This is a genomic window from Streptomyces chattanoogensis, assembly GCF_001294335.1.
GTDB lineage: Bacteria > Actinomycetota > Actinomycetes > Streptomycetales > Streptomycetaceae > Streptomyces > Streptomyces chattanoogensis.
The window spans coordinates 16,682-27,943 of sequence record NZ_LGKG01000136.1; the positions used below are offsets into that span (position 1 = coordinate 16,682).

At 71.5% G+C, this 11,262-nt stretch carries 10 protein-coding genes; 2 read left to right on the forward strand and 8 right to left on the reverse strand.

The window, feature by feature from the left end:
* Position 1 precedes the first annotated feature (1 nt).
* Together ADL29_RS17195 and ADL29_RS17200 are read right to left on the reverse strand one after the other, a co-directional pair.
* Positions 2-1,150 (reverse strand): WS/DGAT domain-containing protein, encoded by a 1,149-nt coding sequence (locus ADL29_RS17195; RefSeq protein WP_169795238.1) that lies wholly within the window; start codon positions 1,148-1,150, stop codon positions 2-4.
* A gap of 239 nt (positions 1,151-1,389) precedes the next feature.
* On the reverse strand, positions 1,390-2,220 hold the full coding sequence (locus ADL29_RS17200) for a hypothetical protein (protein ID WP_157878510.1): 831 nt from the start codon (positions 2,218-2,220) through the stop codon (positions 1,390-1,392).
* A gap of 46 nt (positions 2,221-2,266) precedes the next feature.
* Here ADL29_RS17200 and ADL29_RS17205 point away from each other — a divergent pair, with 46 nt between their 5' ends.
* Entirely contained in the window at positions 2,267-3,697 is a 1,431-nt protein-coding gene (locus ADL29_RS17205) for a pyridoxal phosphate-dependent decarboxylase family protein (protein WP_053924520.1), read from the forward strand.
* A 71-nt stretch (positions 3,698-3,768) separates the two neighbouring features.
* On the opposite strand, the gene ADL29_RS17210 is transcribed toward ADL29_RS17205, so the two are convergent.
* The 5 genes from ADL29_RS17210 to pabB form a co-directional block, all read right to left on the reverse strand.
* A complete protein-coding gene (locus tag ADL29_RS17210) occupies positions 3,769-4,938 on the reverse strand; it encodes a 3-deoxy-7-phosphoheptulonate synthase (protein ID WP_053924521.1) in 1,170 nt (389 codons plus the stop codon).
* Positions 4,939-5,146: 208 nt separating this feature from the next.
* Complete coding sequence (locus ADL29_RS17215; protein ID WP_053924522.1) at positions 5,147-5,575, reverse strand: MaoC family dehydratase; 429 nt, start codon at positions 5,573-5,575, stop codon at positions 5,147-5,149.
* The gene (locus ADL29_RS17220) at positions 5,575-6,036 is read right to left on the reverse strand and encodes an FAS1-like dehydratase domain-containing protein (protein WP_053924523.1); all 462 of its coding nucleotides are present in this window, start codon (positions 6,034-6,036) and stop codon (positions 5,575-5,577) included. Before ADL29_RS17220 ends, ADL29_RS17215 begins: the two co-directional genes overlap by 1 nt.
* Positions 6,036-6,815, reverse strand: coding sequence for an aminotransferase class IV (locus ADL29_RS17225; protein ID WP_053924524.1), 780 nt, complete (start codon positions 6,813-6,815; stop codon positions 6,036-6,038). The genes ADL29_RS17220 and ADL29_RS17225 overlap by 1 nt, the downstream gene beginning before the upstream one ends.
* Positions 6,812-8,920: an aminodeoxychorismate synthase component I gene (pabB, locus tag ADL29_RS17230; RefSeq protein WP_053924525.1), complete on the reverse strand. Its 2,109-nt coding sequence runs from the start codon at positions 8,918-8,920 to the stop codon at positions 6,812-6,814. Before pabB ends, ADL29_RS17225 begins: the two co-directional genes overlap by 4 nt.
* A 292-nt stretch (positions 8,921-9,212) precedes the next feature.
* On the opposite strand from pabB, the gene ADL29_RS17235 reads away from it, so the two are divergent.
* Positions 9,213-10,631, forward strand: coding sequence for a class I adenylate-forming enzyme family protein (locus tag ADL29_RS17235; protein ID WP_053924526.1), 1,419 nt, complete (start codon positions 9,213-9,215; stop codon positions 10,629-10,631).
* Here ADL29_RS17235 and ADL29_RS17240 read toward each other — a convergent pair.
* Positions 10,579-11,244 (reverse strand): 4'-phosphopantetheinyl transferase family protein, encoded by a 666-nt coding sequence (locus ADL29_RS17240; protein WP_053924527.1) that lies wholly within the window; start codon positions 11,242-11,244, stop codon positions 10,579-10,581. The genes ADL29_RS17235 and ADL29_RS17240 overlap by 53 nt on opposite strands.
* Positions 11,245-11,262: the final 18 nt, after the last annotated feature.

Genomic DNA, 11,262 nt, shown 5'->3' on the forward strand with positions numbered 1-11,262 from the left:
ATCACAGCCCGGCGCGCGCCGTCATCTCGTCCAGCTCACGCATCCACAGCTGCACCAGGCCGTCGCAGCCCCCGACCGCCTGGTCCGCGACGAAGCAGATCTGCGCGGTGGCGGCGTAGGTGGACAGACAGGCCGCGAGCGCATGGCCGGCCGGAAGGAGATCCAGCGGTATGGCGTCGGTGACGACCCGGTCGCCGAGGCGGAGCCGCTTCCCCGGCCCCGGCACGCAGGAGGCCAGCACCGTCGTGCTGCGCGGGTGCAGATCGAGTTCGAGGAGCCATCGGCCGAACCGCTGGGGGACGATGCGTCCCAGGGCGCCGGCGTGGGGGTCGAACAGCGAGGAACGGGCCTTGCGGGTACGGGCCTTGACATACCTCAGCCGCTCTACGGGATCGTCCAGACCGGCCGGCAGCCGGACTGCCGCGCCCAGCACCCAGTCTCCCCTCTTGCCTGCGTCGTCCCGGCGCCGCAGGGTGACCGGCATCATCATGCGCATCGGCTGCCGGCCGAGCGGCCGGCCGTGTTCCCCGGCCCAGCGCTTGAGCGCGCCGGCGAGGGCCGACAGGTACAGGTCGTTGGGGGTGGCTTTGTAGGCGGCGGCGAGTTTCCGGAGGCGGGGCAGCTCCACGCTGCCCCACGCGTAGTGCGGCTTGCCCGTGAGGGGAAAGCCGCGCGGTACGAGACGAGCTGCCCGGCGCAGCCCGTCCATGGCGCCGATGCCTTCGCGGACTGCGGTGACCAGTTCGGCTGCGGTGCCCCGGCGGGGGCCGCCCCTGGGCAGTGGCGGGCCTGCCGCCGGGGAGGCAGCGGGCTCGCTGAGGGTGCCGCGGAAGATTTCGCTGAGCAGCATGCCGTCGAAGTGCGCATGGTGGCCGCGCAGTACGACCGCGAATTCATCGGAGGCGTATCCGTGGAGAATCCACACTCCCCAGAGACGCTCCGGCAAGGGTGCCGTGGCCAGATCACTCAGTGCGGCCCGCAGCCCGTCCAGCCCGGTCCCCGCGGCGACGGGTGTACGGAATACATGGTCCCCGGCGGCGAACGGGGCGCCCGTCCCCCTGCCGGGCCCACCCGGCGGCGATTCCGCGAGTTCCGGATAGCGGGCCACCGCAAGGTCCAGCAGGAGGCACATTTCCTCTTGGCTGGGCACGTCGCCCGTGATGCGGCTGACGCCGCCCACCGCGACCGAAGAGCCAGGATGTGCCGCTGCGTAATCGAAGAAGGCTCCCTTTCCCGTCCTCGCGCCGTCCTGCCGTGGTGCTGCGGGGGCCGTATCCCGTCCGGCAGTGGCCTGGCGAAGGACATCTCGGAGAGCCATGTCGATTCCTTCCCGAAAGAGTTCTTGTGCTGCGCTCGGCGCCCGGCACCGCCCGGCACAAAGTCACTTGCCTAAAGAAGCCGGCCGCGATGTCTGGCGAGGTCGCCGAGAGTGTCCAGGGAATTGTCCGAGCCCCCCAGAAGTGACGGGCCGTCCCCGACGAAGCGTTCACATATACCGATGTGTGCGGTGTACACCTCGTCCACCGCGTCCATCAGGCGCCGGCGGGCTCTACAGGAATCCGTGCATATTTCCTCGTGCATGGCACCCCAGGCGCGCAATCGGGTGATGAGAACGCGGTGATCGGCCGACCAGAGTCCGGAAAAGCCGTTGGCGTCGTGCTGGGGCGGCGCCATGGAAGGCCGCACGGTGCACTCGTACGCGGACCGGGAGAAGGACGAGGTCAGGCGCATGGCGGCGGCACTCGCCCGCAGGAAGACCCGGGTGGCGTGTACGCCCTGCCCGCAGGAACGGGCGCGCGGTGCGGCCAGCGCGTCCTGGAGCCCCACTATGGCGCCTTGGGTGAGCGCGAAGAACAGGCGGTGCCCGTGTATCCAGCGTTGCTGCGCGGGTGCGTCCGGATTCAGCCCTGGTTCCCCGACGGGAGCCAGGCGGGCCGCATCCAGGGCCTGATGGAGCGCCGGTTCCATGGCGGCTTCGGGCAGCGAGGCCATCGCGCTCACCGTGGTGGCCAGCGCCTTGGAAAGCAGCAGGGACGAGGCACCGGAGACCCGGGCGATACCGAAAAAGGCGTCGTAATCGGCTTCCCGCGGATCGGACAGCGGGCACTGGACAGAGTGAACCGGGCGGTGCTTTCGAACGGATGAACGCCACAGCGACTCAAGTCTCTCGGGCAGCTGCTCCGGGCCGGGAAGCCGGAGTTCGACACGACTAGGACGCATAAGCGACACAATAGACAAAATATAATAAAAACGCTATTTTTGCCTTATGTGCGAGGAGTTTGAAGCGGCGGTAGAAACGGCCACCGGGCAACTGATCGCGCACTGGCAGGCCTTGGCGGCCCGAGAGGTGCCGGTGACCCCGCAGTGTGCACCCGGCTCCCTGCGCACCGCTCTGCCGTCCGCAGCTCCCGAGCAGCCGGAGAGCCTCGGGGAGATGCTCGCGGACACCTGGAAGTTCGTCGTCCCGGGCCTGACCCACTGGCAGCATCCGGCGTTCCTGGGCTACTTCCCGACCAACAACTCCCCCGCGTCCGTGCTCGCCGAGTTCGTCACCGCGGGGCTGGGCGTGCAGGGCATGATGTGGTCGACATCGCCGGCGGCCACGGAGCTGGAACAAGTGGTGACGGACTGGCTGGCCCAGGCCCTCGGCCTGCCGGAGGCCTTCCGCCATTCGAGTGGCCGCGGCGGCGGAGTCATCCAGGACTCCGCTTCATCGGCGGTACTCGTCGCCACCGCTGCGGCCCTGCACCGCGCTTCGCAGGGCCGATGGCGTGCGGCCGGCACCGAGGGCCGCTACCGGATGTACTGCACGGAACGGGCCCACTCCAGCGTCTTCAAGGGCTGCCGGATCGCCGGCCTGGGCGAGCCGCAGCTCATCGCCACACTGCCGGGAACGGGCCGGATGGATCCCGATGCGCTCGGCGCGCGGATCGACAGCGACCGTAAGGACGGCTTCGTCCCCGCCCTCGTCGTCGCGACGGTCGGCACCACCGACACCTGCGCCGTCGACCCCGTACCGGACATCGGCCGCCGGTGCCGGCAGGAGGACGTGTGGCTGCACGTGGACGCCGCCTACGCGGGCTCCGCGGCGCTGTGCCCGGAATACCGGCACCTCCATGACGGCATCGACCTCGCCGACTCCTATGCCGTCAACGCCCACAAGTGGATGCGTACGGGCACCCCGTGCGACGTCCTGTGGACCTCCGACAGCGCCGCGCTCACCGACGCCATGAGCATCGCCCCCGCATACCTGCGGAATGCCGCGACCGACTCCGGCCGGGTCGTGGACTTCCGCGACTGGCAGGTGCCCCTGGGCCGCCCGATGCGTGCCCTCAAACTCTGGTACGTGATGCGGGCCCACGGCGTACAGGGCCTGCGCGAAGCCATCCGGCACGACATCGGCCTGGCGGACCGGCTGGCCCGCCTGATCACCGCCGAGCCCGGGTTCCACCTGGAGGTGCACGAACTGGGCCTGGTCATCTTCCGCCGCGACACCGACGAGGACACCCGCGACCTGATCTCCCGCCTGCAGACCGACCCCACGCTCCTGTGCACCCCGGCAACCGTCGGCGGCCGGCCCGCCGTGCGGGCCGCCTTCGGCTCCCCGTACGCCGATGCGGACACGGTGCGCTACGTCTGGGAACGGATCCGCACCCACGCCCAGGACCCGGAGCAGCTCTCGGCCTGCGGCGTGTGAACCGCTCGGCCCATGGCGGCGCCTGCCCTGGGCCGGTGCCCGTCAGGCGCCTGCCACGGCCCCGCCGCCGCTCAGTTCTGCCAGGCCGAGACGACGGAGACGGCCTGTGCCGGGTTCAGCCGGGGGTCGCAGAGGCTGGTGTAGACGTCGCCGACCCGGTCCGCCTCGGTGCGGTCGATCACGCATTCCGTGACCTCCTCGGGGGTCGCCTCCAGGTGGAGGCCCCCGGCGACACCGCCCACGGACTCCACCGCGAACTGAAAGGCCCTCACCTCCTCGGTCACGGTGCTGACGAAACGCGTCTTGAGGCCGGAGGGCGCGGAGACGGTGTTGCCATGCATCGGGTCGCTGATCCAGATGACGGGGTGACCGGCGTGCAGGACGGCCTTGACCAGCTGCGGCAGCCGGTCCACCACGGCATCGGCGCCCATCCGGGCGATCAGGGTCAGCCGTCCCGGCTCCCGGTCCGGGTCGAGGACCTCGCAGAGTGCCAGGAGTTCGTCCGTGTCCATCCCGGGACCCACCTTGCAGGCGATGGGGTTGACGACCTCCGACAGCAGGGCGACATGGGCACCGTCCACCTGGCGGGTGCGCTCGCCGATCCAGGGGAAGTGGGTGGAGGTCAGCAGCAGGTTCCCGTCGTCGCACGGGCGGATCTGCGGCAGCTCGTAGTCCAGGAGCAGCGCCTCGTGGCTGGTCCATACGGGGGCCTCCGGGACCGCCGCCGCGGGGCGCTGCCACCCCAGGTGTCCCATGATCTCGTTGGCGGCCATATAGCCGGTCAGCATCCGCAGCGGATCCGGCCGGCGGGCCGCCTCGTCGGCCTCCGGGCCGTTGACCATATGGCCGCGGTAGACGGGGAGTTCCACGCCGTCCACGGTTTCCGTGGGCCGCGACCGCGGCTTGGCGAACTGGCCGGCGAGCCGGCCGACCCGGACGACGGGCCGGTGTGCGGTCATCTTCATCGTGCCGGCGAGCAGATCCAGTAAAGCGGCCTTGCGATGGACGTCCCGGGCGGTGCTCTCCTCCGGGTCCTCGGCGCAGTCACCGGCCTGGACGAGCTGCGCCCGGCCGAGGGCCACCTCGGCCAGGGCGGCCCGCAGTGCGCGCACATCCCGGGCGCGCACCAGCGCGGGCCGGGTGGCGAGCTCCCGCCGCACCTGCTCCACCTGTTCCTGGTTCTCCCAATGCGGCTGCTGCAGGGCGGGTTTGCGGCGGATTCCGAGCAGAGTGTCTTCCATCGGTGTCTCCCGTGAGTGGTAGGTGAGGGGGAAGCGGCGCCGGCGGATTCCGGGGCAGGGCCGTAGGGGCCGGGGCCTCCTCGCCGCATCAGGACGGCGGACGTGATGAGGCGGGTCCCGGCCGGGACGGTGTGCGGTGGTGGCCGCCGGTGTCCGGCGGTGCCGGACGGCGCGCGGTGTCGTCTGATGAACTGCGTCCGGAACGGGATCAGTTGAGCTGTACGACCGCCTGGGCCGAGCCCAGCACCTTCACTCCCTCGCAGAGGACTTCGAGGGCGACCCGGACCCGGCGCCCCTCCAGTTTCTCCGTCACCGTGCCGCGGAGGCCGAGGCGGGCGCCGACGCCGTCGTCGGGGACCGGCACGGGCTTGGTGAAGCGCACGCTGAAATCACACAGCGACGCCGGGTCCCCGCTCCATTCGGTGACCAGCTGCCCGGCGAGGGCCATGGTCAGCATGCCGTGCGCGATGGCCGCGGGGAATCCGGCCTGTTGCGCCGAGCGGTCGCTGAAGTGCAGGGGGTTGAAGTCACCGGCGGCGCCCGCGTACCGGACGAGGCCGCTTCTGGTGACGGGGACGGTCAGGGGCGGGAGTTCGGTGCCCACGGAGACGGTGTCGTAGTCGATGCGCGCGGCCATCAGCCGGTCTTCCTCTCGTCCGGGCCGCCGGCCGTGAACGTCATGAAGGTGTCCACGACGTGCTCGCCGTCCTCCGTGCGCACCTCGCCCCGCATCTGCACCACGTCCCGGCCCGCCAGGCGGCGGACGGACTCGACATGCAAGGTCACCGCGAGCCGGTCACCGGCGCGCACCGGACGGCTCGGGCGGATCCGCTGGGCGGTGTGGACCGGGGAGGCGTCCGCCAGGCCCCATTCGGGGCCGTTCAGGATCCGGCTGCTCACACGGTGCACGACCAGGAAGGGGAAGGTGGCGGGGGCGATCACCTCGGCGTGGCCGAGTTCCTCCGCGGCGGCCGGGTCGACGTGCGCGGGGCTGCCCGCGCCGATGGCCTCGGCGAATTCGCGGATCTTCGCGCGACTGACCTCGTAGATCTCCGTGGGCGGGTAGACGTGACCCGCCGACGGTCGGTCGGCTGCCATCAGTTGCCCCGATCGCGGGTGTGCGGAAGGACCTTTGCGGCGGCGGCCCAGGCGGCCCGCCACGTACCGGACCGGGGGGCCGGCCCGGAGGTGATCCCGGAGCCGGCGCCCACCCAGGCGGTCACCGGCCGGATGCCGTGCAGCGCGTTGACGCACCACACCTCGAGCCCCGCCAGGTCCGGCAGTCGGCGGCGCCGCCGGCGGACCGGGATGCCGAGAGCCTCGGCCCGGTGCAGCGCCCAGTCCCGGGTGACCCCGGGCAGGGTGGGCAGCGACGGATCGACCGTGCACAGGGTGTCGTTCTCCCACCAGAGCAGGCTGGAGGTCGCTCCTTCGAGCAGCAGCCCGTCCTCGGTGGTCAGCAGGGCTTCCGTCGCCCCTGCCGCGACGGCCTCCTCGCGCAGGGCGCCCAGTACGTCCAGATCGGGTCCCTTGCGGCGGGGCACGCCGCGGGGGTCCGGGCGCCCGGGGACCCAGACCCGCACCTCTTCGGTGCGGGAGGGCGCGGGGCGCAGCCGGAACCCCAGCCGGGGGGCGTGGGTGCCCTCCTGTGTCAGTTCCGCCCGGGGGAACCAGTCGCCGGCGGCGGGCAGCTGCCGCAACTCGCTTTCCCAGAAGGCCTGTACGGCGGACGGCGCGGGGCCCCCGGCCTCGGCGACGGCCGCGGTGAAGCGGTCCCGGTGCCGGTCCAGTTCCCGGGCACGGCCGTCCTGAACCAGCCATGAGTCGGCGGCCAGGAGCGTGGGCGCCGGATGCGGCGCCTCGGTGGCGGTGGTCACTGGGCGGCCCGGTCCTCGGTCAGCCGGCCCGGGAAGGTCGTGCCGAGCAGTCCGAGCAGCGGGGTCGCCTTCACCGCGGTCTCCTCGAACTCCTCCGCGGGGTCGGACAGGGCGGTGATCGCACCGCCGACGCCGTACCGCACCCGGTCGGGGGTGATCACGGTGGTACGGATCGCGATGCTCAGATCCGCGGCCCCGGAGAGCGAGAAGTAGCCGATGGCTCCGGAGTAGACGCCGCGCGGTCCCTCCTCGAGCTGGTCGATGATCTGCATGGTGCGGATCTTGGGGGCGCCGGTCATGGATCCGCCGGGGAAGGCGGCACGGACGCAGTCGACCGCGCTCCGGTCCGGGCGGAGCCGGGCACGGATGGTGCTCACGAGCTGGTGGACGGAGGCGTAGCTCTCCACGTCGAAGATCTTGGGCACCTCGACCGTGCCGGCCTGGGCGCAGCGCGCCAGGTCATTGCGGACCAGGTCGACGATCATCAGGTTCTCCGCGCGGTCCTTCTCGCTGCCGAGGAGGTCGGCGACGAGCAGCCGGTCCTCGTCCGGGGTGGCGCCGCGGGGGCGGGTGCCCTTGATCGGCTTGGACTCGGCCAGGCCGTCCCGGCCGATGCGCAGGAAGCGCTCGGGCGAGGTGCTCAGGACCGAGAGCCGGTCGAAGCGCAGCAGTGCGGAGAACGGGGTCGGGCTGGTACGGCGCAGGAAGCGGTAGCCGGCCCAGGGGTCCACCGTGCCCTCGGCCTCGATCATGTTGGTGAGGCACACCTCGTACGACTCGCCGACGTGGATGGCCTCGTGGCAGGCGCCGATGAGCGCGAGGTAGTGGTCGGCGGAGTGCCGCAGCTCGACGGGAATGCTGACGCCGACGGGCAGTTGCTCCTTGTCCGCCTCCTCACCGGCCAGCGCCGCCAGCCGTCCGGCGGTCTCCGCCAGCCAGTTGCGGGCCTGGTCCGCGTCGTCCGCGGGGGCCAGCGCCAGCAGATGGGTCGTGCCGGTGGCGTGGTCGAAGACCACCGCGCGGTCGGCGAAGATCAGGGCGGCGTCCGGGTCGGGGGAGGTGTGTGCGGCGTCCGCACCACACTCCGCCTTGAGCTCGTAGCCGAGGTAGCCGACCCAGCCGAGCGCGAAGTCGAAGGGAAGGTCCGGCAGTTCGGTGTCGGTGCCGCGCAGGTCCTGGTCGAGCCAGTCCAGGAAGGGGGTGTGGTGCACGGCGCTGGTGCCGTCGGACTCGCGCACCGTGACGGTGCACTGCTGGACGTCGGCCTGGGCGACCCGGGCGAGCGGGCCGCCGGCGTCGCCGAGTATCGAGAAGCGGCCGAGATTGTCGTCGGGCCGGCTGCTGTCCAGCCAGAAGGCGTGCTCGGTGCCGCGGAACAGGGCGTCGAAGACGATCTCCGGGTCCCAGCGGGTGGGCAGCTGCTCGGTGTGCACCCGCAGCCGGCGGCGCTGCTGCGCCGGTTCGGTGTGGCCGGGCGCGGCGGGCTTGTCGGCCGCCACGGGCAGGGCGGTGCGGCCGGGTCCGCCGGTGTGCCGCTCCGCCATCCGGAAGAAGTTGGCCAGCAGCTCGTGCCCGTGCTCGGTGCAGATCGACTCCGGGTGGAACTGCACTCCCCACTGCGGCCGGTGCCGGTGGCGCAGTCCCATCAGGACGCCGTCGGAGGCCCAGGCGGTGGCCTCCAGGTCCTCGCTCAGGGCCGATACGGCGAGGGAGTGGTAGCGCACCACTTCGAACGGCGAGGGCAGATCGGCGAACAGGCCCTGGCCCATGTGGTGGACGGGGGACAGCCGGCCGTGGCGCTCCTCGGGAGCCAGGCCGACCCGGCCGCCGTGGAGGTGTGCCAGGGCTTCGTGGCCGAGGCAGACGCCGAGCAGGGGTATCTCACCGTGCCGGATGATGTCCGCGCAGATCCCCAGGTCGGTCTCGACCTCCGGGCTGCCGGGCCCCGGCGAGATGATGACGTTGTCGAACTCCGCCAGATGTTTCAGCCGCCAGGCGGGGTCGTCGTTCTGCACGACGGTCGGTTCGTCCCCCGTCACCTCGGCGATGTAGTGCACCAGGTTGTAGGTGAACGAGTCGTAGTTGTCCACGATCAGCGTGCGCATCTGGATGTCTCCCCCAGGCCATTGGATCCGCGCCGAATTGCATACGGGCGTCGAGGTGCAGGAAATCAGGAAAGAAATCGAGGGAGCACCGGCCCCTGTGACGTCCGGGCCCTGCGGCGCTGGCAACCTCGGGTTGTGTTCACGCTAACCCGGCGAACCTCGTTGTCGGCATACCTCTTTGGTGACATCCGATCGCCGTTGAATGTCCCTGTCCCGAAGGCTACTTTGATGCAGGACCGAGGCCGGCCGGGGACCGGCGGTCATTCTCAGCTTTCGGAATTGTGGAGCACCGATGATCACTGGGCAGGCGGCCGGACGACCCGGTACGACCGCGGGTTCCCGGACGCCGCACACCGACTGGGTCGACGACACGCTGTTGCACGGCCCTCCGCAGGACATCTGTCTCGTCCTCGACGGGGAAACCGACCGGCAGACACTCCGCACAGCGGTGACGGAACGTCAGAAGTACCTGGAAGACGCGGGTCTGCGCCCGGGCGGCACGCTCGCGCTGCAACTCCCGCCCTCACTGGAATACGTGGCGCTGCTGCTCGCCGTCTGGCGGCTCGGCGCCCAGATCGTCCTCCTGGACCACCGGCTGACCGGGGCGGAGACGGAGCGGGCCGTCGCCCATACGAATCCGCAATTGTTCGTCTCGACGCCGGAAGCCGCGAGTGCGATGCGCGGTTTCCATCAGGTGAACCCGGAATTAACAGTACGCCCCGGGGGCGAGCCGGCTCGCTCGGACCACGTTCTGGTCCAGCTGAGTTCCGGCTCGACGGGCCCGTCAAAGGTGATCGGCAGATCGGCCGGGGACCTCGTCACGGAATTGGAGAGGTATTCCGGTCTCGACGGAATGCCGCAGTCCGGCGAGCAATTGGTGATTCTCGGTTCACTCTCCCACACCTGGGGCCTGATCGGCGGTCTGCTCCACGGCCTGCATGCCGGGGCCCGGATCGTCCTGCCGGCGCGGACCTCGGTGCGCGGCATCCTCGCCACGGTCGCCGCCGCCACGGTGCCGACCACGCTGCTCGGCGTCCCCGCCCAGGTGGCGCTTCTGGCCTCGGTCGCGGAACCGCCCCAACTGCCGCGTCTGACAAGGATGATGACGGCGGGCGGGCGGACTCCGGCAAAGGTCGCGCAGGCGTTCACCGAGCGGTACTCCGTGCCGCTCAGCCAGTGCTACGGCATGACCGAGACCGGCATGATCACCATGGATCTCGCCGGGACGCACTATCCGTCGGTCGGCCCCGCCGTGCCGGGTGTCCGGGTCCGGGTCGAGAACGGCGAACTGCTCGTCGCCCTCCCCCGCTCCCCCTACCTCGGCGAGGCACCGCAGGACCGCTGGTCGGACGGCTGGCTGCGCACCCGTGACGCCGGTGAGATCGACCCCGGCACGGGGTGTGTGACGGTCCTCGGACGGCTGGACTCCCAGGTGTCGATCCGCGGGCTGAAGGTGGATCTGACCGAGGTCGAGGAGACCCTCACCGGGCTCGACGGCGTCGCGGAGGCGGTCGTCCTCCATCAGGACGCGATCGACGCCTATGTGACGCTGTCCCCCGGGGCCGCCCTGCCGCAGGTCCAGCAGGAACTCGCGGCCCGGCTCGCCTCCTTCAAGCTTCCGAGCCGCTGGTATGTCCTGCCGCAGTTCCCCCGTACGGCTACGGGCAAGCCGCGCCGGGATCCGGCCGTGCTGCGGGCGGCGGCAGCATGAGCACTTCCAGACGGGACCCGGCGGCCTCGGGCCCGCTCGCGACGGCCAGTACGAATCCTTCGGGAGCGGGGGGCAGCGCGATGTAGAACCGTGGGGTTCCGGGCACCGGGCACAGCGCGGTCCCGGCCGGCGCGCCGAGCCGCACCGGCCGGAGCAGACCGCCGTCCGAGAGCCCGGTGCCCAGCACCTTGCCGATCGCCTCCTTCTGCGTCCACATCCGCAGGAACTGGACCGGCTGTTCCGTCTCGGACCGGCCGGCCAGCCAGCCGGCCTCGCGGGCGCCGAACCAGCGCCGCGCCAGGGCCGCGGCCGGGACGGCCCGGAGGCGTTCCACGTCCACCCCCACCGGCCCCCGCGAGCCGAGCGCCACGGCGGAAAGGCCCGGGACATGACTGACACTCGCGTGCAGCCCCCGGGCGGCACCACCGAGGACGGGACGGCCCGACGGCTCCCGGCCCACCCGGACCTGTTCCGCGGGCACGCCGAGGGCGGCGCCGGCCGCGGCGCGCAGCAGCGCGGCGCCGGCCGGATGCCGCTCGGCGGTGTGGGTCAGCAGGACCAGGACGGGGCTGGGGTGGACCCAGGGCAGGGTGCGCGCACAGACATCTGACACAGCAGAAGACATACCGCA

Coding starts and splice junctions, on each gene's coding strand:
- pabB (WP_053924525.1), bottom strand. CDS start 8,920: ATGCGCACGCTGATCGTGGACAACTACGACTCGTTCACCTACAACCTG.
- ADL29_RS17215 (WP_053924522.1), bottom strand. CDS start 5,575: ATGGCCGCGCGCATCGACTACGACACCGTCTCCGTGGGCACCGAACTC.
- ADL29_RS17220 (WP_053924523.1), bottom strand. CDS start 6,036: ATGGCAGCCGACCGACCGTCGGCGGGTCACGTCTACCCGCCCACGGAG.
- ADL29_RS17210 (WP_053924521.1), bottom strand. CDS start 4,938: ATGGAAGACACTCTGCTCGGAATCCGCCGCAAACCCGCCCTGCAGCAG.
- ADL29_RS17205 (WP_053924520.1), top strand. CDS start 2,267: ATGTGCGAGGAGTTTGAAGCGGCGGTAGAAACGGCCACCGGGCAACTG.
- ADL29_RS17200 (WP_157878510.1), bottom strand. CDS start 2,220: ATGCGTCCTAGTCGTGTCGAACTCCGGCTTCCCGGCCCGGAGCAGCTG.
- ADL29_RS17235 (WP_053924526.1), top strand. CDS start 9,213: ATGATCACTGGGCAGGCGGCCGGACGACCCGGTACGACCGCGGGTTCC.